This window comes from Turicibacter sp. St.80E1 (assembly GCF_059728495.1).
In genome coordinates, this window is sequence record NZ_AP039386.1 from 1240917 (window position 1) to 1261748 (window position 20832).

Below are 20832 nucleotides of genomic sequence, written 5' to 3' on the forward strand. Positions count from 1 at the left end.
TGTTTAAAAAAAATCTCTCTTGACGACTCATTGTTTCTTTATATTCTATGCTAAAACTCTTCATTTTAGTTGAAAAGACATCGATTTGCTCCTATAAAATTAAAATTCTTACAAAAAAAGTGACCCCTCATCAAGTAAGACCACTTCTTCACAACCGTCTCACATTCCTCAAACGGTTCGTGATCTTTCCAACCTATCGTCTCATTTGACGTAAAAAGAAGAAGATGGCAAGCAGAGCCGCCCCCATCGCATAGGTGGATACTTACCCGAAGAAATCCCCGCCTCTAACCGAGACTCATATCACTGATTAGCCGTTTTAAGCACCGCTTCGAGGACTTCCTCCATGTTCTCAAAAAGGCCAAAAATAGGTTCACTGAACACCCTAGTCGCTCTGCTAATCCTCTTGCTGTCACCGAGCGAATCCCACCTTCTCGTGCGAGATCCAGTGCTGCCCAAATAATCTCATCCTTTGTATATTTAACTTTAGGTGGCACACCAAACACCTTCTTTCTTCATTCATATCATCCTAACGTACTCACCTCTTCATTTTTTAAGAAACAAATGTTACGCAACCCTTGTTACCTAATACTATTAGAGTATTCTCCCATCATTTGTAAACCCAAATAAAATAAAAAACCCTAACTCAGCCTTAGCCCCCCCTATTTTCTTCAAAACACCTTTATTGGAAATAAAAAACGACATCGACTTCACTAGCGACTCGCAACGAATCATGACTCTACGACCCGTGGATAGTCTTTTAAATGCGTCGATGGTATACTTTTCGAGGTTCATCAAACCGCTCATTTAGCAGTAAAAAGGAGGAAACTATTCATGAAAGTTACTGTATTTAACGGTAGCCCTGCAGGTAAGGCGAGCGCTACTCACCTCATCGCCGCGTCTTTTTTAAAAGGAGCAGCCATTGCAGGAGCCGAAATTGAACACGTTTATTTAAAAGATTACAAAATCCTTCAATGTCAAGGATGCTTTGCCTGTTGGTTTAAAACACCAGGACGTTGCGTACTTGCTGACGAAATGGAACATCTATTAAACCTATACCGTGAATCAGATATTATCTGTTTTGCAACCCCGATTTATACGTGGAATATGACCGCCCTTCTCAAAAACTTTATTGATCGACTCATTCCATTAAAAGTCCCACAAATGATGGAAACCAACGGTCACCTCGATATGAAAAATCAAGACTCAACCCCTAAAAAAATCGTCATCCTCTCTAATTCTGGATTTCCAGGAGAAAATAACTTTGATGTCTTACGCGCCTCTGTTGCGTGTGCCGAACCGATTCTTGAAATTTACCGAAACTGTGGAAAATTACTAAAAAGCAAAAATCCAGACGTCCTTCAAAAAGTCAATGTCTGGTTAGAAAGTGTTGAAGCCGCAGGCCAAGAACTCGTGTTACAAAATAACGTCTCTGAAGAAATAAAAACTAATCTACAACAGCCCCTCATGACCATTCCTGAATACATGGACTACCTTGGAATGTAAAAAGATGATCCCCCCGAATCATCTTTTTCTTATCTTTATTTATTCTTACTCGTTTGTAAGGAGATTCCAAACGTTCCACCGACTAATAGTCCTAGGAATATTCCAAGGCATACATTAAAATGAAGCACACTCGCTAAAACAACACTAAGACACATTCCTAAGTACATCCCTTCGACAACAACACCTTCGTCAAGATCCCGTCTTTTTTTTAATTGATGAAGATCAATCATGACACAACTTCCAGTCAGTAAGGCAACATACATCATCCACATTAGCCCACGCATTGTACCCCTTCCTTTCACCAAATAAAATAGAATGTTAGCGTTCTATTATTAGTCTATGCCATTTTTTAATCATTGATACGTGACGAGTCACACATTCAACGACGTTGCATCATCCAATTCTCAAAATTTTCATACTCTGTTTATGACAACAAAAGCGAGGCGGCATACCTCGCTTTTTTATCTCGGTGATTGGATGATGTATTTTTCACACCATACGACGCCGTTTTCTCCCTTTGGATTAGGACGAAGACATTGACCACACGGTTGAAGTCCGCATTTTTGCATCACACGTCCAGAAGCCGGATTTTTAACATCGTGATAAGCCTCTAGTTGGTCAAGACCTATCCGTTCAAACCCAAAAGAAATCATAGCCTTGAAGGCTTCTGTTACGATTCCCTGATTCCAATACGCACGTCCAATACAGTAGCCCGCTTCAGCGCTTGCCGTCTCGTCGTTAACATTCATTAAACTCAAGCTTCCAATCACTTGTCCCGTTTTCTTCAATACGATGGCCCATTGATAGTAGTCCCGATTAGAATAGGATGACACCCACGATTCAAGCACTTGTTTCGTTACTTGTACCGATTCGTGGGTAGGCCATGTTAAAAAGCGTGTCACTTCCTCATCGCTCGCCCAATTTTCAAACATCTGTTGTGCATCCTGTACCTGAAAGGGGCGTAAGACTAACCGCTCGGTCTCCATCTTTCGTGTTCCTACCTGTTGAAGGGTCATGACGCATTCCTCCCTTGATCTAAATTTTTATTATCGTATCATACTTGATTAGAAGATTCAATCAACAACCTGTTTAAACCTACCATCACCCACCGTTTTAAAAAGCACCTGCTCCCCCATGATGGAGTTGACTGCTAAAAATAAAAAAAATAGGATTAAAAAACCGTCCTATTTTTTCCTATCTTCTATTCTAAACCTTTCTGACAGAGCGATTCAAAAATTTTCCCGTTGTTCTCCCTGAATAAAGGCCCCAAGGTCTTCTTCAAAACTATGAAATATCGTACAAGTTTTTAAGGCAATCACCAATGAAATGGCTCCAGCCATCAGACAAACGATAAACTCAATGCCCTGGCATGCTTCAAAAAGGATTCCGTATAGGGCCATGCCAAGCGGTTGCGCGCACATTGAAAGGGTCATGATTAGGGCGACCACCTTTCCAACGAGGTGAGAAGGGGTTTCCTTTTGAACGAAACTCATCATTTGTACCGTACAAATCGTTGAAAACATCATGATAAAAAAGCAGCATCCCGTTAAAACGAAGTAGTTTACAAGTCCTGAGGAGCAAACAAGAAGAAACACACTGAGTGGAAACACGCAACAGACGCAACAAACGAGCATCGTTCCCGCCGTTTGAACGGGGAGTTTTTTGGCAAAAATTCCGGCACAAATCCCACCGACAAGTCCCCCAGCAGCTAGGGCCCCTTCAGCAAATCCATAAAGACTATTCACCGGTAAAGTTCCAAGATCCAATACTTCGGTGATTAAGTAAGGCAGGGCGACCATCACCATGGACGCTAAAAACAAATTAATCCCGCATGTCATGACTAGGACTTTCCCAATGATGGGCTTGTCCTTTTTGATAAAGTGAAAGCTTGTTAACAGATCCTCGCGAACCGTCTTCCACAACCCCATTCTAGAGTCCTGTCGTTCAAATGGAATGTTGATAAAAACTTCCATGATAGCGGATATCACAAAACAGGCCATGCACATCCATAAAATAAGTTTTAATCCGTAGACACTGTACAAAATCCCCCCAACGACAGGTCCGACTAACGATGAAAAAAAGCTAATCGTATTGATGATTGCATTGGCAACCATCACCTCATCTTCATGAACAAGCGCGGGGATACTCGCCTGTACGGATGGTTGGTAAGCCCCGGCGATTCCATATAATATCATCAACGTAAGAGCAATCAAAACGACAGGATTCCATACATCGACGATTCCTAAAAAAAGGACGAGAAGGAGCGCCGTCGCAAAATCTAACAAAACCATAATATTGCGCTTATTCACACGGTCCGCCACGATTCCACCAATAGGTGATAATAAAATAGCCGGAATAAACGCACAAGCTGTCACCGTCCCGTAAACTGCCGAAGAGCCCGTTAAGTTTAGTAAATACAATGGCAAAGCAAACCTTAACGCCGCATTCCCAAATAACGAAATGATTTGTCCGATGACCACTAACATAAAATCTTTCGAAACTAACGTTGATTTCATCACCCATTCCCCCCTGATGTACAAGATTAAGCGTCCATCCTTCATCAAAAAATTCGTTCGATAAAAAGTATTCTTAAAAAAAGCCGAATCACGACATTGAACGAACACAAAATCTTCCATAAAATACGCATTCTCTTTATACCTATGTCAGATTTTAGCAACCTATACCCATCTTTTTAAAAAAATGCCGTTTCAAAACAAAAAAAGAACCTTCCCGTAAGAAGGCTCTATCCACTCTATGATTTGTTAGCTAACTTTTTAACATCGTTTATAACTAACCCCGTCATTTCTGAAATAACCTCGATCGCCATTCCCTAGCAGTTGAGGATATGTACGGGCTATGCCTCGTACGCCAGGGGACCCATTCCCTAGCAGTTGAGGATATGTACGGGCTATGCCTCGTACGCCAGGGGACCCATTCCCTAGCAGTTGAGGATATGTACGGGCTATGCCTCGTACGCCAGGGGACCCATTCCCTAGCAGTTGAGGATATGTACGGGCTATGCCTCGTACGCCAGGGGACCCATTCCCTAGCAGTTGAGGATATGTACGGGCTATGCCTCGTACGCCAGGGGACCCATTCCCTAGCAGTTGAGGATATGTACGGGCTATGCCTCGTACGCCAGGGGACCCATTCCCTAGCAGTTGAGGATATGTACGGGCTATGCCTCGTACGCCAGGGGACCACTCCCTACCAGTGGGGGATAGCCACGATGCCAATCAAAGATTGTCCCACGTGGCGCAGGGAACCCAGGTAGCACATCATGAGGAGGTCTTCTTTTCTTTCTTGGAGGGTGATAAATCCGAGTTTTTGGTAGAGGTGGATGGCGACGGTATTTTCTTTTGAGACGGAAAGGGAGACGCCGGTATATCCCTTTTTCGCCAGTAGATCGAGCATGGCTTGTAGTAGTTGATGACCAATTCCTTGATGGCGATATGGCTTTAAAACGGACATGGCGAGGGAAGGCGTTTGGTTATCAATGTGGCCATAATCCTCCATTATTCGTACCCATATGGCGCCAACTACTTCGCCATTTAAGACATAACAGAGGGCCTCGTCGTCACTAGATTCACCAAATTTATCAACATAAAGTGACAGTTCTGGCTCATAAACAATGGCGCGATCTGGAGGGACATCTCCCTCTTTAATAAAAATGGCCTCATATAAAAAGTCGGTTAATAGCCCGTATTCATCTGTTTGCACTTTTCTTATCATTCACTGAACCTCCCTTATTATTATTTTAAAAATCTCATCCCGTGGACGATAAAAGGACACTCCCCAATAAGTGTCCTTTTTCATTTATGCTTCTTGTGCTTGCATATCTACGAGTTCATCAACAAGATCACGACATAACTTCAAAATATGTGCAAGTTCCTTTTTATTCATTCGAATCCCCTGTTCATTTAAGTTTTCAAAGATATACGATTGAATAAATGCTGACTTTTCTTCCATTGAAAGTCCTTGTGTTAACTGATAAAACTCATCCTCATTAAAGGTAGCCACTAATCGGTCAAGAAGACCATTTAATGATTCATGAATCGAGTCTCCTTCAACTAAAGAAAGTGTCATTGGTGTCTTGGATACTTTAATTTCTGATAATAACAAATGAATCCCCCCTCGTTTCATCCTGATGCAAATCATTGATGTTATTTTTTCATTTGCATCCCTTCTATATATATGTTCTTTTTTACGGTGACATACACATCTCTCATAAAATAACCGAATAAGTCATTCTCCGATGTTGTCAATCCTCTTTCCTCTCACGATATTCATCAAAATTAGTCAACGGGTTAAGAGGACGGTGGGGCTCATCCTTAACGCATCATGAGCCCCACCCCCATTCTAGTGAAATAATTGAATAAGCTTCTCCCAAAATGAAGTCTGTTTCTCTTCTTTCACAACGGCTTGTTCTTGCTTTTCTTTCAATAAGGATTCTCCCTTGATGACAAATTGAACAGATTCAACATGGGTATTTTTATCCGATACGAATGAAGCAATGTCTTCGCTCCCCCCCCCCGTGATTTCTTCAAGCAGCGCATCAATCTGACGAGTGATTTCTTGATCCATTCCCGACGTTTCATTTTTTAAGGTTTCGGTTCCGGCTTTTAACGTGTGCGTTCCATTATTTAATTGACTAATTCCCACTAAAAGCTTGGCGACACCTTCATCTAATTCACCTGCACCATTTCGTAACGATCCAGTCCCTTCATACAGCGAGGTGATGCCATTTAATAATGCTTCAGTTCCCTGATAAAGTGTTTGACCTCCTGTTGCTAGGTCACTACTTCCTTGAACAAGTTGACCCGCTGCCTTCACAAGCTGGTCATAGTTGGCCAATAGTTGAGCAACCCCATCCGTATAAGCTAATATCCCTGAATCTAACGATTCGTAAGAAGAAACGAGTGTATCAATTGCCGTGGATAGTTCTGTCAACTGATAGGCCATGCCACCTAAAAGTTGAACAAGTTCGTTGATTTTTGTATCAAATGTCTGATAGCTTGTCTGTAAGGTTCTTGCCCCTTCAACCCATTGACTCACGGCGCCATTTAGCGTTAAAAAATAAGTTTTCGTTCCCTCAAAGGCCGCAGAATTTGCACGTAATAAACTCGCGACTTGAGTGAGCTGTCCAATTTGAGATTCGAGAGCACTTGTATCCATTCCGGCTTCTTGTAACGTCCCTAGTTGGGCTGTTAACGCACCCACGAGTCCCTCTACCTGATTGGCAACTTCCATGTTATTTTGCCCAAGTGCTTGAATATCAAGACCATTTTGCCCCATCGCTTGAACGAAACTCTCATAACTAACCGATTGTGCTAACGTATTAGCCCCGGTAACTAGCGTATCAATTCCTGTTTGTATCTCTCCCGATGCGTTGCTTAATGCACTCAAATCATCCGTTGTCACAGAGACTTGGTCAAGTGCCTGTTGAATCTGGGCTAGGGCTGACTTTATTTCAGAAGATCCTTCAGTTAAAGATGATGACTGGTTATTTAATGTAGTTAAAGCTTCCGAAACAGAGAGAATCCCTTGATTTAAAGATTCAAGGCCCTCATTTAACGTTGTCGCTCCATTGCTCATCGTTTGGGCGCCCCCTTTTAATGACGTTCCCCCATCTTTTAGCGTGGCGGCCCCATTTTCTAAGGTATGGGCTCCTTCCTCAAGGGCCGAAACCCCTGATTCTAATCCACCCGTTGCCCCGCTTTTTAAATCACTTGATCCCTCAACTAATTGTGAAGCTCCATCATCAAGTTGCTCAATCGCTTCCGTTAACTGCGTCACCTTATTTAATAACTCCTCATCCTCCACTTCAATATTTAAATTTAAAGGGACACCATTAATTGCCATTGCCTCCATTTCAAAATCCTCGACCGATGCCGTTATCTTAAATTCGGCCCCTTTACCAGGCAGTAGCGTATAAGTTAACTGTTTATTATGACCAACATTCGCTATGGTTGCCCCTTCAGCCACCAGATTTTCACAGCGATTCGTATCTAATAAAAAGGTCGCCTGTAACGCGTATTGATCAAAGAAATTCGACGCCTGTGACTCATTTTCCTTAATAGAAACGTGAATCTCTAACTCCCCACTTTTTCCAATTACCTGATTCGCCTCGTACTCTTTTCCATTTAAAAAATAACGAACTTCAATCTTCCATGGAATTTCCTTTGTCTCAAGTTGCCCCTCATAATATAACCGTTCCTTAGAGGCGTTTATGGTCACCTCATCCGCTTTATAGTGAATCTTTTGAGTCCCTGTCATATTACGAACGGTTTTATACCGTCCATAATCATAAATTTTTCCGGTTTCCGACGGATTAAAAATATTCACCACATAAATATCGTCCACCGATCCATCCCCATTTAAATTCACATAAACAACCTCTTCTTTATTCGTATTTTCCTCGTAGGCTAACACTGGAGACAGCATAGGTACAGACACACAAGCTACCAGTGACATTCCCACTATTTTTTTTCGATGATTCATGCGAGCGCCTCCTCAACTTCTTCCCCTTCTTTTTCTGTTAAAAAGACAGGATTAGATTTAATAATAAAATGATCAAATAGATAAAGAATTCCCGGTAAAACAAAGAGCACAATAATGAGTGAAAAAATAGCCCCTCGTCCGATAAAAAGACCTAATTGGCCAAGGAGTTGATTACTTGAAATATATCCCATCAATAACCCGACCACTGTTAACGTACTACCTGATGTTAAAATCGAGACCGTTACATCCATTATCGTTTGAATGACGGCTTCTTTTTTAGACCCTTGCATCCGATTTTCTCGATACCGATCCGTCATTAAAATTGCATAATCAACGGTTGCGCCTAATTGAATAGAACTAATAATTAAATAAGCGATATAAAAAATCGGTGTGTCTGAAAAATAAGGAATTGCTAAATTCAACCAGATGGCAGTTTCGATACTAAAAACTAAGAAAATAGGAAGTAACACCGATTTTAATGAAAACACTAGAACAATGAACACGGCTAAAATTGCCACTAAATTCACCTTCGTCATATCTGTGCTAATTGTCTTCATTAAATCATAGGTGCTCACCCCTTCCCCGGCTAGATAATAATCATCAGGATAATACTGGTTGGCAATATGGCGAATCGTCTCCACAACCGAAAACGTTTCTTCACCTTCATAGGGCACATTGACAGAAAGTACCATGCGACTATAATTTTCAGACATCAATTTGGCTCGCGTCGTCTCATCTAAATAGCTCAATGGAATTTCTGCTCCCGCTAAATCAACATACGAGATGATACTTTTCACTTGAGGTAATTCATTCAATGCCTGAGACAGCTTTGTTTCAGTTGCTAAATCTCCTTGGGGCAGAAGCAACACGTAGGTATCATTTTGCCCAAACCTTTTTTCAATCGCTAAGGTATCCGCTCCTAACTGTGTCGTTTCATTAAAAATGTGTGACGCCCCGTAATAGTAGTCATTGGCATTTGAGGCTAAATAAGAGGGAACAATGACTAAAGCAAAGAGGATAACAAGTGGCATCGATAGCCGACTCACCCATTTTCCAAGCGATTGGAGTTTTGGAACAAATGGACGATGTTTCGTGCGATCGATTTGACGGTAAACAAGTAAAATAAGGGCCGGCATAAACGTAAACACGATGATTAAACTAATGGCTACCCCCTTCGCTAAAGCAAGGCCAAGGTCTGGCCCCAACCTAAACTGCATGAGAACGAGTGCTAAAAACCCAATCACGGTCGTTAATCCACTCGATAAAATAGACAGGGTTGATTTTCCCAATGCCTCAACCATGGCCGACTTCACATCGCTATTTGTTTGACGACACTCCTCAAATCGGTGTAATAAAAAGACGGAGTAATCCAACGACACCGCTAACTGCAAAATACTTCCGGCGGCATTGGTCACAAACGAAATCTCACCAAACATCAGATTTGTTCCTTTATTAATAGCAATCGCCACCCCGAGCCCAACTAAGACAATGATAGGCTCTACCCACGAGGTGGTCGTCAAAACAAGGACCACTAAGACAAATAACACGGCAAACACGGAAATTAATTGAACTTCAGACACTGTAGCTGTTGTAGAAATCGCCGTTGAGACAGCACTTCCGCTCATTGCCTGATCCTCTCCAATCAGCTCACGTAAATTTTGAACCGCCTCAATACGCATATCTTCTTTAATCGTTACAGTAAATAAGGCTGTGTTGTCTTGGTAATAAGTTTGAACCTGCTCCTGATCAAGGGTAGCTAACGGCTGTAAAATATTAACGGCGTCATCTAACCAGGTGACCGCTTCCACCCCTTCTACACGAGCTAACTTTTCCTTGTACTCCAACGCCTCAGCAATCGTTACATTTGAAATCATAACGCGCGCATTAGGAATTCCTCCTTCAAACTCTTCCTCCATCACCTCTAAGGCACGACTTGATGGACTATGAGATGGGAGATAATCCGCAATATCATAATTGACTGCCACACGTTGTCCGACCCACAAACAAAGGAGGGCACTGAAAGTAAACAAGACCACTAAACATTTTTTATACTGGACAATTTTTTCATAAAACCTTTTCATCTTCTCCCCTCTCTTTCTAAACTAAGGACGAAATTTCTTTAATCAGTTGCCACCGTCTAATCATAAACAGCGCTTCATGCCTTTATTCACCCTTTTTCAACTTGAAAGACATCTTTCTGTGAAATTCCCGTCATTTAAAGACCCTTCATAAATTCCCCACAAATTCGTTAGATTGACCATTGCCAAATGAAAGGAAGCCTTCTAAAATACCTGTAAGGAGGCCGCCAATGAACCAAGAAAAACATTCATTTATGACGAAAAGGGCGCTCGCAAATGCGCTAAAGGAAACGATGAAAGACAAACCTTTTAATAAAATTACTATCAGTGAACTCATTAAAATTTGTCACGTCAATCGAAAAACTTTTTACTATCATTTCAATGATATTTATCACCTTTTAAAGTGGCTTTTTGAACAAGAAGCCATCGATATCCTTCATCAGTTTGATTTAATTGCCGAATATGAAGAAGCGATCACTTTTATGATTCATTACATCGATGAAAATGAGGCGATGCTCATAGGGGCCTATGACTCTTTAGGTCATACTGCCTTAAAGAAAATCTTTTACGACGATTTTTATGCTGTTGTCACCTCTATTATTGAACATGGAGAAAACGTTACCCATCAGCGTTTAGAATTAGGCTACAAAGATTTTTTAACCCATTTTTATACAGATGCTATCGTTTCCACCTGGGTTGATTTAATCAAAAACAAGGAAAAGCGAAAAGAACATCAATTGACCTCTTATTTGGCAATGACCATCAAATATTCGCTAGTTGGTGTTTTAGCTGCCAGCAGTAACACACCTTTAACCCACCCCAACCTCAAAAAACCTAGTGAATAAATCACTAGGTTTTTCTTTCGATAAGTTTCCATTTTTTACTTCCTGTACAAGCCACTCCAAAGGCCCATCGTTAAAAAAATCCTTATCCTTTCACCCATCAATTAACCTCATGAACTCCTAAGCCTCTCTCTTTAATCTCCGCATTTCTTCCCCTACTTTTTAATGTGCTTAACTTGTGAGACCTTATGGTTCAACATCTTTATTAACGAACGTTAGGATCCTTCGGCATAACCCACCGTGATGTTACGCCTACTCTTCAATAAATTTATGTCGATAAACCCGAACCACAATTCCGTAAAAGAGGAAATATAAGACGAGAAATAAGGCACTGTATTTCAAGGATAATGTTAAAATACTAATCGCTGTCTGCGACTCAATATAAAACACTCCAAGCCACATCATCGAAAGAGCGATTGAAAAAGGAGCCCACAAGAGCCAACGAACTTTTCGCCCGATTGTTTGGTACATCTCTTGTCTTGAAAACCCTAATTTATATAGGGCGTGATATTTTTGTTGCTCGCGATCTAACGAGGTATAAAGTCTAAAATAAATGAGGCTCACAGAGGCCACTAAAAAGATAATACTGATTGAGACCCCAACGAAAAGGCATAGTTTTTTCGTTAACAATTCTGATTCGTAATAACGCCCTAACGTACTAAAAGAATAGCTATAATCCCAATCTATTTCGTCCTGTGCTAGCTCTTTTTCTAATTCGTCTGCTACCTTTAAATGATTCAGCCACTGTTTGTCCTGGTAGGCTGTATACGATTCAATCGACAGATTGTCTGCCGCTTGATCTTTCAGTTGTTGCCAAAGGGGATCATCAATCACATAAATATAACGATAGGCACCTGTTTGACTCACCATTTGTTCTACTTTTTGAACCTCTAAATCGCCCGTTAAAAATTCGTTCAATTGTTCCTTTGCCTCCGGCAATAATGAAAGATTTTTTAACTTCATATTCTTATCCCCGGGTAATATAAGCACACGTTGCGACGCTAACTCCATCGGAGGGGTTCCTTTTGCGATAAGAATTTGATTAAAATCACTTGCTTTTAAAAATCCATAGCCATATTCCTTTCTTAAGATCTCATACGAAATTTTTTCCACTCCTTCCATTGATAATAATTGATCATCTAAACGTTTGATATCCGTTAAGGCATGTGTATTTTCCGGACGTTCAATATAGATATACGGAAATGGCATAATTGATGTTACCGATTTAAGCACATTACGTTCCATAGAACCGAGCGCGCAAATCGTTAAGAAGGCAACCGTTAATAGTAGCGTATTTAGCGAGAGCATCGTTGTATTTTCCTTCAACGAAGTAGAAACCTCAGATGTGGCGAATAGATTAATTCCCTTTAAATAATCCTTTGAACTTTTCTTTACGTTCACATAAATGGCTCCTAGTTGCGGAGTTAACAGAAAAATAAATCCCACACCACACGCTCCAAGAAGCGGAGTCCACATTTCCCCAAAACGACTTCCAATACTTGGGGTTAATAAACTAATTAAACCACCTAACACCAAACCAGATAAAATTATTTTTAGTAAAGACAACTGGATTCGTTGCGCGTAAGAGCGATCGCTTTTCAAAAAGTAAAGAATCTTTTGATGCGACACAAAGCGAGGCGTTAGCCATCCAATGATTAAAAACAATCCGAAAAATAACACGGTTGTTAAAAGAACTGGAACAATCGGAACGTAAAGTTGGAAATCCCCCATTCCAAATAAATTGCTAACTAGTTTAAAGAATAGACCCGAAAAAAGAATCCCCCCTATTAATCCAAGAGCAATAGCAACAAGTCCAATTAAAACATTTTCCCAAAATAGCATTTTTTTCATTTGTTTTGGGGACATTCCTAAAATGATATATGTCCCGAGTTGTTTTCCACGAGACATTAAAAATGCCCAGGAAGAGTAGCCAATAAATAAGAAGGAAAATCCATAAATAATAAAATTTCCGGCCCCCAATGCAATAGATAATGTTGATCCATTCTCAATAACCGTTAGATTAGGATGCATCGCTGCCGCGCTAAAAAGATAGAACAACAAAATGGTCACCGTACTGCTCAGCAAATAAGCCAAATAAGTCCTTTGACTGCGCTTAATATTTTTATAGGCGATTTGCATTAACGTCACCGTGATCACCTCCTAAAAAGGTTAACATATCAAGAATACGTTGGTAAAACTCAGATTCATGATCCCCTGCTACGATTTCCTGGTAAATCCGACCATCCTTAATAAATAAGACGCGATGACACATACTTGCCACATAGGCATCATGCGTAACCATTAAAATCGTGCTATCCATCTCTTTATTTAAAGTTTTCAACAGGTTCATGACATCCTTTTTCGCCTTAGAATCTAAGTTTCCTGTTGGTTCATCAGCTAAAATTAATGAGGGCTGATACGCAACAGCACGTGCAATAGCAACACGCTGTGCCTGACCACCTGATATTTCAAAGGTCCGTTTAGGTAAGAGGGCTTCAATCCCTAAATATCTCGCCACCTCGCGTGTCCGTTTAGTTATTTCGTTAGCAGGAACGCCTTCAAGTGATAACGGTAACATGATGTTTTCCTCCACCGTTAACGTATGAATTAAGTTAAAATCCTGAAAAATAAAGCCGAGCTCACGTCTTCGAAATGAAGCTAACTCCTCTTTCACCATCTGATGTGGATTTTTCCCATCTATTAATACGCTTCCCCCTGTAGGCGAATCAATCGTTGAAATAACTTGCAACAATGTCGATTTTCCACTTCCACTCGGTCCCATAATGGCGACAAACTCGCCCTTTTTCAATTTAAAATTTATATCCTTTAACGCTTGATAGGGAACTTTTCCCTCATAAACCTTCTGTAACTGATTAACACTTAAAACGATAGTCATTAGTTATTTCTCCTTACGTCTAGCCCTATTTTACTAGCATTCCACTCCCTTAACCATTTATACACATGAAAAAAAGGTGACAACACTGTCACCTTTTTTATCGTCTCCACATCAATAACTACCCTCTAGATGAATGAGTTTTTCGTAAAATTCCTCTTCTCATTTAAATATTTTTTAAATTAAATAGAAAAGCTCATCTATCAAACCCTACTTCACTAGCTGCCACATATGCCAAAATCATTCAACGTTAAATCTAGACCACAGCATATGCTTTTAAACTCTTAAAATAATAAATCCTCTGTATCCTCAAGATGTTCTTCGATGTAAACCCGCGAAGGAATGAGCAAGTGTTGGCCGATTTCCCCTTTAATATGTTTACTTTTCATGTAGGAACAACCTTTTTTAAAGCTCGATGGAACTAAACTTAATGAATAAATATTTTCAAAACGACTATAAATGGAATCTCCACCAAGTCCGGATAAGCAAATCAATTGGGTATTATTTTTTTTTGCCAATTCGATAAGGGGCTTAAGCAAATGGGCAGCATTCGTTTGCGCAAAAGGATTATCCATTAGTAAGACTTTTCCCTCTTCACAACTTGAAAAAATATCGGTTTCATCCTTTCTCATAAAAGACAGTAAACTTGTTAAAATCACAAACGCGGATAGGAAGCCTTCCCCTCCGGAATTTTTAGCCACTTGTTCCCAAGTAATCGGATATTCCCGCTGCTCTTCAATTTTAAATAAGCGAATTCTAATATTAGCCGTTCCAACGATTGTATCGTATAAGAGGGTCGTTTTCAAATGCGTTCCAATAAACTCCTCAACCGGCGTGTTTTCTTCCATTAATGTTAGACAATGTTCCGTCACCGAATGAACGAACTCGTTCATCCGTCGATAATAAAGACGCTCATTTTCTTCCCATTTTGGAATTTCAATTTCTAACATTTTAACACGCTTACCGCGAATAGGAATACTTGAATTTCGATCGATGAGCTTTAATTGTTGGTTAACTTCTTCGACATAATCAAGTAATAATTGAATGACTGTCTCCTTCTCTTGCTCAATCATCTGAATATTAACCGCTAATTGACCCATTAGATTTTCAAGCACCTCATTTTTCAGTTCATACTGTTCCATAAACACGCGAGGATTATATTTATATTTATCAAAATGCGAAAGAATCTTTAAGAAAAATTCATCTTCAACTAAACTCAGACGATTTAATCGATGAAACTCATCACTAACCTGACGTTCAACCTTTCCACGACTTTCTTTTTCTGTCCGGTAATCACGGATGAGCAATTTTCGCTTTAATTCCCAATCCCTTTCTTCATATAGTCGGTAAGAGGTGTCCATTACTAACGCTTGACTCAACGGTTGCTGATAGTCAGATAAACTAGATTTTTCACGTTCGTAAATTTCCACTTTCTTCTCAAGATCCTTGACCTTTTGTTCCATCGACGCTACTTGTTTGTTATTGACAACTAATAACCGCTCAAAATCACGCACGATGACTTGTGATTTATCCAAAATCTCTGTCTCACCTAATTCACGTTTTAATCGACTGTACTCTCCCTCTTTTTTTGTTTCAATTTTTCCTTTAAGGATATCCAACGCATGAATAACTTGCTTTTGCTCTTCATACTGTTGCTTTAATCGGCTTAATTCATGTAAATTTTCTTCTTCTAACAAACAATCATAGGTTACAAAACGATAGTCTGCATCTAATAACTCATAGCGTTTAGTTAATGTATCTAACTCACTTTCAGCAGCTTTAAAGCGCGCATTCGCCCGAGATAACTCATCCTGAGTTTGCTTAAATGCGCCCTCCATTTGTTTTTCAATCGCATCGTATTCGGATAATAAATCTTCTACATCCTTTTGAATGAGGGTTCCTTCTTCATAGATAACAAATCGTGTAAAAGACTCGTTTGTTTTCTCTAAATCATAATGTAATTTTTGCTCGCTCGATTTTAACCGGTCAATCGATTGATGAAGATCTTGTTGAAGGTCCGCCAAAGCTTCTAATTCTTCAACTAATCGTTCTTGATTCTCCTTCGCCTCTAAATACAATCGATGATTTTTTAAATAGTCCTCATAGCTTTTTAAAAACAAACTAAAGTCTTTCTCTTTCATCTCTAACTTAGAAACTTTATCCTTTAGCCTCCTTAGATTTTTTTGAAGCGATTCAGATGTTGCATTTAGTCGCTCTTTTTCCTGTTGTAACTCAATAATTTGTTGATGTAATCTTTCTTGAGACTCCACGGCCTCTTTCACTTGCCGTTTCGCCTTTTGATAACTGTCTTTCGATAACTGTTGGTAACTTAAAGTTGCTAATTGGTTGTCATAATGATTCAGGGTCTCGCGACTTCTGTCACACTTTTGCATGAGTTCTTCAATGGAATGATCTTTTACAAGCAGTAATTGTGCTAGGCGTTGCTCGTCTAATAATTCTTCATTAAACCAGACATAAAATGGAAAAGTATCTAACTGACAGTAACCTGATGCGTGAACAAAGACCGGTGTTGATTCTAATGATTCACGTAATAAAAGCGGAATAGGAAATGAAGTGCTCACTTCAAGGGATAATTCCTTTAATTGTTTCATCTGTGATTCATTTAAAATGAGACTATACGGTAAAAAAGGGTTTTTTCTAATCAACGCTTGATTGACTTCCATCGTATTTCCGTTTCGTTTTAACCACTCGATTCCTCGAATCGGTTGAATCCCAACGTCTTTTAATCGCTGTGATAATTCTTCTGGTAATTCTTCCACATCCCCTGCTTGTAATTGTCGTTTTTCTTGCTTTAAACGATCTATTTCACGTTCATAAGAACGTAATCCTTCTTCAATCACTTGACGCTTTTGGCGGAAGGCCTCAATCATTCCATCTTTATCAAATACGTTATCTTCAGGCCATTCAATATAGCGTCCTATGTTATGGCGAATTCTAAGTTCTTCCTCTAACCTCTGCATTTTTTCGTGGCTCGTTTGGACACTAGCTTTCACCAATCCTAACGATTCTTTTAAATCCTCTAAATCTCGACTAACCTGATGGTGTTGTTCCTTAAGTTTAAGCTCTTCCTCTAACAGTTTTTTGTTTTGCTTTTTCGCCTCGTCTAATTCCTTTGTAATCTGTTCAACCTTTGTCTCGAGCCAGCCGTTTAAATAAAATCCCTCTAGATTTCTTTCAAACGGTTCTAAGTAGCGAGTCGATAATCGCTTTTCTTCTTGTTCAAATTGAGAAAGCATCGCCTCTAATCGGCCGATTGTTTGCGAAAGGGTTTGCCGCTCCTCTTGTTTTAATTGGATCTCTCGCTGCGCACGTAATCGTTCCTGTTCTTTATCTTTTAAATCCCAGCCAATTTTTTCAACTTCTTTAGTTTTTCGCTCCAGTTCCTCCTCATACACGACACTTAAACTATAACCCAAATCCTGTAGGCGTGGAAGCAACTCTTGTTCACTTTTTTTCGCCACCTCTAACGCCGACTCTGCGCGCTGAACGTCCTCTGAAGCTCGAACATACGTCTGATAGCTTCGAGCAGCCTCATAAATATACGCCTGCTTTTGTATTTTTCCTTCTTGCGCTTTTAACTGCTCTAATTGTTGAATTTGTCGCTTTTGTTCCTTTCCTAATTCCACTAACTCATCCATCAACCCATGAATGATTAATGACCTTTGTTCATATAGAAGTTGATGTGTTTGTAATTTAAACTCGGTTAACTGACTTTCTGCCTCCTCTTTGAATTGAAGCGTTTCTTTCCTTAATAGTTCTAAAATCTCATATAGCTTTGCTAACTCCTCTTGATACTTAAGCATCGTCGATTCATGACTTAACAGTTGCTCCTCAAGTGTCAGTACCGTCTCCATCTCTTGACGAAACAGTAAAATTCCTTCTTGGCGTTTAAAATTCTCTTCATTCTTTTTATACTGATTCACATACTTTGTCATTAACTCTTCAAAAGCCTTCACCCGATTTTGATGCTGATTCAATTTATCTTTAACTGCTTTTAAAAACCACGTTTCAATAAGCCCTTTCTCATCCTTCGCATCTTTAAACAACTCTGAAAGTCCAGACTCCTTTAAGTTAACCTTCTTAATAATGGTCTCCCATTCCTTTGAATAAATTTGATACTCCCGTAGCTTAGAAAAATACTCCCGGCTTCTCGCCGGTTGGTACATGTCATAGTAATAAAAGTTTAATTGTTTATTTTGTTTACACGACTCGAATAATTGGCGGCACACATGAAACCCTTTTAAAGACTTCTTATTTCCTTCTTGAATAAGAATGGGAATGTGTTTAATATCGTATTCATTTTCACTCTCATACTCGTAAATAAAGTTAATCATTTCAAGTTCAGGACTATTCTCCTCATCTTTTATCTCTTGATTTTTCCGTACCATCATTCCAGTTAAAACATAACCTGCCCCCTGATCAAGGCACCACTCGACCATAATAAACGTCGGTTGATTCGTCGTAAAATAACTTTCAAACTTCCGATCTCCCGCATGACGATATCCTTTACGAACAAAAAGGGCGGTTATCATTTGAATAAAAACGGACTTTCCTCCCCCATTTCGTAAAGAAAATAACGTATTTTCAGTCGCCAAATCAAAGCACTCATCATCAATCCGAAAGGCCTGATGATTATAATTTAAATTAACAATCCGAATTCGATTAATGCGGCTCATCTGAAACCTCCTTTAAAATCTGTTGAACCCGCTTAAAATTATTTTGACTTAAAAGATAATAATCCATTAATTGATCTAATTTTTTCGTTGTCCAAATCATTTCATCTTCTTCAATATAATCAATGAGTTGCTGATCTTGTAAAAACTTTAAAATTCCAGACAAAAACCCTTCTTTTGTGGTTTTTTGCCGATTCATTCGATCACTACTTCGAAGTGACTCAAAAGCTTCTAGCATATTTTGATAAGCAATTCCTAATTGTTGTTGCTCCTGTTCATCGTAATAACTAGCCCCTTCTTTCAAACGTTCAGAAATAATATTTTGCAACTCACCGGCACGAATGAAATCGCGGCTTTTCGCACTTTGTCCTTGTCCGTCATAAAATTCAACTAATAACGTTAAAATAATAAATTGTGATAAATAATAATCTTTATCCGTTGCCTGAGATTTACATAACAGCTTTTTCAATTCTACCTTAGAAAAACCTAAAAATTCATTTTCTTCCTCGGGAATTAAATAAATACTACTCCCATAACGTTGGATGAGACAACTGGCAATTTCACCTTGACCTTTAACCAGTTCAATGACCGCCTCATTTGCCGTATAAGCATAATAAAGTTCCTTCTCCTTCTGTTCATTTAACTCTCGATGTTTTAGTAAATAATAAAAAATCTGTTGGCTTAGCCGTATCTCTTCACGCGTATAATCCATCTAGCTCACCTCGAATCGAATATTAGAACATTGAATGCTCTTTTTCCACCCGTTTTCGTCTACGACCTCTTCAAATCTAACGACTTCATTCTCTTTTGTTCGCATCACTTCTATTTTTTGAATCTGCTGATTAATAAAAGATTCTTCTAACACATCAAGTAAACACCGATTGAGTTGAAATTCCAACGTTTGTTCAAATGTCCGCTCAAGTTGTTCTCTTTTTAATTGTTCGATATCGATTTCTTTTGCTTGCAATAATTCAATCACAATTTCTTTAAAGATTTCAACCGTCGGAATTAACACCTGGATATCTTGTGGTGTTAACTGTTCTTTTAACTCATTCAACTCAAGGCTTCCTGATTTAATCACAAAACTTAAAATTAGACATAGACTCTCTTTATAACGAATCAGTCGTTGCCTTTTTTGCTCATCCATAAATTCCTCGAATGACTCCTCTTCAAATGTTTCAAAAAACTCTTCTTCCTTTTTCCTTTTATAAAGGGGGCGCTGAGGGGCAAAACTTTTCGTTAAATCGTATGTTTTATGAAGGGGGCGCATCCAGAGTGGTCTTAAAAAATCGTCCATCGATTCTAAAACATCGGGTTTTTTTAATAAAACGTCATAAAGCTCTGTCCGAAAATTAAAGCGCCGAATCCCACTCATTTGAATCAGCCCTTCTAATTCCTTTCCATACAGAATCTTTAAATCAAAATGAGAATTTAAAATTCGTTGATGTTCATCAAGCGCTCGGTTTAAGTACTGTTCAATTGTTTTTAAGTGTTGTAAGTTTTCACGCTCGTCATCCATCAATTTTTGTATGGCAATATCTTTTTCTTCAAGTTCTTCCACTCGATGTTTAATATTTTCCCGGTAACCTAAAAATTTCGTTTTTGTTTCTTGAATCATCGTTAAATCTTGTTCAATCCGTTCTTGGTAATCTTTGGCAGAGTAAAGCAAGGCATTTTGTCTAATTTTTCGCATATCCCCTTCAATCCTTTGACACTGCATGCGTAATAAATCAAAAATCCTTTTCACATCATCGACAGCTTTATCATACGTCGCTTTTTCTAAATGTAACTTGAAAACCATCTCCTGAATCGTTAACTGTAAATGACGATCCACCTCAAGCGTTGATAACATTAACTCATAGCCTGCATCCGTTAAAGAATACGATGTTCGCCGAACACCTTCCTCAAGGTAAACGATCTCATTTGCAATAAAACTAATATGAATCGGTTCATACCCCTTTTTCTCATAATTATAACTTTCAAAATACATCGGGCGCCCCTCGTTGCAAAATACGACATCCACAATAAAATTAGCCAATTCCTTAGCTTCTTCATACGATAACGCCTTTTGATAAACAGAGAGGTTTAACTGATCAATAAAATTAGCAATATCATCCATTGTGCAAGGCTCTTCTTTTAAAGAACTCTCCATAATGTAGAGCAACACGGAAAATAGTAAATTAACTTGTTCAAACGACTCCTCAAATCCGTACGTTTTCCATGTTGTTTTTGCTAAACTATTCTTAAAAAGGACAGCATAGGCTCCAACTTTTTTCATCCGTGTTTGAAACTGTCGTAAAAAATCATATTGCATTTACCAG

14 protein-coding genes are annotated in these 20832 nt (G+C 39.2%); 2 read left to right on the top strand and 12 right to left on the bottom strand.

Going from position 1 to position 20832, the window contains the following annotated elements; translation table 11 throughout:
• Positions 1 to 831: 831 nt before the first annotated feature.
• Positions 832 to 1503: a flavodoxin family protein gene (locus tag AC6I0I_RS06040; protein WP_262953570.1), complete on the top strand. Its 672-nt coding sequence runs from the start codon at positions 832 to 834 to the stop codon at positions 1501 to 1503.
• 35 nt (positions 1504 to 1538) lie between these two features.
• On the opposite strand, the gene AC6I0I_RS06045 is transcribed toward AC6I0I_RS06040, so the two are convergent.
• The 7 genes from AC6I0I_RS06045 to AC6I0I_RS06075 all read right to left on the bottom strand — a co-directional run bounded on the left by AC6I0I_RS06045 (position 1539) and on the right by AC6I0I_RS06075 (position 10085).
• Positions 1539 to 1787 carry a hypothetical protein gene (locus tag AC6I0I_RS06045; RefSeq protein ID WP_262953571.1) on the bottom strand — a complete coding sequence of 83 codons (249 nt, stop codon included), beginning with the start codon at positions 1785 to 1787 and terminating at the stop codon, positions 1539 to 1541.
• A 177-nt stretch (positions 1788 to 1964) separates the two neighbouring features.
• A complete protein-coding gene (locus AC6I0I_RS06050) occupies positions 1965 to 2519 on the bottom strand; it encodes a GNAT family N-acetyltransferase (protein WP_161831326.1) in 555 nt (184 codons plus the stop codon).
• Positions 2520 to 2732: 213 nt separating this feature from the next.
• Positions 2733 to 4019: an MFS transporter gene (locus AC6I0I_RS06055; protein WP_262953572.1), complete on the bottom strand. Its 1287-nt coding sequence runs from the start codon at positions 4017 to 4019 to the stop codon at positions 2733 to 2735.
• 691 nt (positions 4020 to 4710) lie between these two features.
• The gene (locus AC6I0I_RS06060; protein WP_161831330.1) at positions 4711 to 5235 is read right to left on the bottom strand and encodes a GNAT family N-acetyltransferase; all 525 of its coding nucleotides are present in this window, start codon (positions 5233 to 5235) and stop codon (positions 4711 to 4713) included.
• An 84-nt stretch (positions 5236 to 5319) separates the two neighbouring features.
• Positions 5320 to 5625, bottom strand: coding sequence for a hypothetical protein (locus tag AC6I0I_RS06065; RefSeq protein ID WP_161831332.1), 306 nt, complete (start codon positions 5623 to 5625; stop codon positions 5320 to 5322).
• Between the two features lie 237 nt (positions 5626 to 5862).
• Positions 5863 to 8004: a hypothetical protein gene (locus AC6I0I_RS06070; RefSeq protein WP_262953573.1), complete on the bottom strand. Its 2142-nt coding sequence runs from the start codon at positions 8002 to 8004 to the stop codon at positions 5863 to 5865.
• Entirely contained in the window at positions 8001 to 10085 is a 2085-nt protein-coding gene (locus tag AC6I0I_RS06075; protein ID WP_262953574.1) for an efflux RND transporter permease subunit, read from the bottom strand. The genes AC6I0I_RS06070 and AC6I0I_RS06075 overlap by 4 nt, the downstream gene beginning before the upstream one ends.
• A 227-nt stretch (positions 10086 to 10312) precedes the next feature.
• Here AC6I0I_RS06075 and AC6I0I_RS06080 point away from each other — a divergent pair, with 227 nt between their 5' ends.
• Positions 10313 to 10927 (top strand): TetR/AcrR family transcriptional regulator C-terminal domain-containing protein, encoded by a 615-nt coding sequence (locus tag AC6I0I_RS06080; RefSeq protein ID WP_161831338.1) that lies wholly within the window; start codon positions 10313 to 10315, stop codon positions 10925 to 10927.
• 249 nt (positions 10928 to 11176) lie between these two features.
• On the opposite strand, the gene AC6I0I_RS06085 is transcribed toward AC6I0I_RS06080, so the two are convergent.
• From AC6I0I_RS06085 to AC6I0I_RS06105, 5 genes are all read right to left on the bottom strand, one after another.
• Positions 11177 to 13063: an ABC transporter permease gene (locus AC6I0I_RS06085; RefSeq protein WP_237658884.1), complete on the bottom strand. Its 1887-nt coding sequence runs from the start codon at positions 13061 to 13063 to the stop codon at positions 11177 to 11179.
• Positions 13047 to 13820, bottom strand: a complete 774-nt coding sequence (locus AC6I0I_RS06090) for an ABC transporter ATP-binding protein (protein WP_262953575.1) — start codon at positions 13818 to 13820, stop codon at positions 13047 to 13049. Before AC6I0I_RS06090 ends, AC6I0I_RS06085 begins: the two co-directional genes overlap by 17 nt.
• A gap of 281 nt (positions 13821 to 14101) precedes the next feature.
• Positions 14102 to 18514 carry a coiled-coil domain-containing protein gene (locus tag AC6I0I_RS06095; protein ID WP_262953576.1) on the bottom strand — a complete coding sequence of 1471 codons (4413 nt, stop codon included), beginning with the start codon at positions 18512 to 18514 and terminating at the stop codon, positions 14102 to 14104.
• Positions 18501 to 19223, bottom strand: coding sequence for a DUF6063 family protein (locus AC6I0I_RS06100; protein ID WP_262953577.1), 723 nt, complete (start codon positions 19221 to 19223; stop codon positions 18501 to 18503). The genes AC6I0I_RS06095 and AC6I0I_RS06100 overlap by 14 nt, the downstream gene beginning before the upstream one ends.
• Positions 19224 to 20825: a hypothetical protein gene (locus AC6I0I_RS06105; RefSeq protein ID WP_262953578.1), complete on the bottom strand. Its 1602-nt coding sequence runs from the start codon at positions 20823 to 20825 to the stop codon at positions 19224 to 19226.
• Between the last annotated feature and the right edge of the window lie 7 nt (positions 20826 to 20832).

What these genes read in the sequence shown, in the direction of transcription:
- AC6I0I_RS06080 (WP_161831338.1), top strand. Translation starts at nt 10,313, where the DNA reads ATGAACCAAGAAAAACATTCATTTATGACGAAAAGGGCGCTCGCAAAT.
- AC6I0I_RS06040 (WP_262953570.1), top strand. Translation starts at nt 832, where the DNA reads ATGAAAGTTACTGTATTTAACGGTAGCCCTGCAGGTAAGGCGAGCGCT.
- AC6I0I_RS06050 (WP_161831326.1), bottom strand. Translation starts at nt 2,519, where the DNA reads ATGACCCTTCAACAGGTAGGAACACGAAAGATGGAGACCGAGCGGTTA.
- AC6I0I_RS06045 (WP_262953571.1), bottom strand. Translation starts at nt 1,787, where the DNA reads ATGCGTGGGCTAATGTGGATGATGTATGTTGCCTTACTGACTGGAAGT.
- AC6I0I_RS06055 (WP_262953572.1), bottom strand. Translation starts at nt 4,019, where the DNA reads ATGAAATCAACGTTAGTTTCGAAAGATTTTATGTTAGTGGTCATCGGA.
- AC6I0I_RS06090 (WP_262953575.1), bottom strand. Translation starts at nt 13,820, where the DNA reads ATGACTATCGTTTTAAGTGTTAATCAGTTACAGAAGGTTTATGAGGGA.
- AC6I0I_RS06095 (WP_262953576.1), bottom strand. Translation starts at nt 18,514, where the DNA reads ATGAGCCGCATTAATCGAATTCGGATTGTTAATTTAAATTATAATCAT.
- AC6I0I_RS06085 (WP_237658884.1), bottom strand. Translation starts at nt 13,063, where the DNA reads ATGCAAATCGCCTATAAAAATATTAAGCGCAGTCAAAGGACTTATTTG.
- AC6I0I_RS06070 (WP_262953573.1), bottom strand. Translation starts at nt 8,004, where the DNA reads ATGAATCATCGAAAAAAAATAGTGGGAATGTCACTGGTAGCTTGTGTG.
- AC6I0I_RS06075 (WP_262953574.1), bottom strand. Translation starts at nt 10,085, where the DNA reads ATGAAAAGGTTTTATGAAAAAATTGTCCAGTATAAAAAATGTTTAGTG.
- AC6I0I_RS06105 (WP_262953578.1), bottom strand. Translation starts at nt 20,825, where the DNA reads ATGCAATATGATTTTTTACGACAGTTTCAAACACGGATGAAAAAAGTT.
- AC6I0I_RS06100 (WP_262953577.1), bottom strand. Translation starts at nt 19,223, where the DNA reads ATGGATTATACGCGTGAAGAGATACGGCTAAGCCAACAGATTTTTTAT.
- AC6I0I_RS06060 (WP_161831330.1), bottom strand. Translation starts at nt 5,235, where the DNA reads ATGATAAGAAAAGTGCAAACAGATGAATACGGGCTATTAACCGACTTT.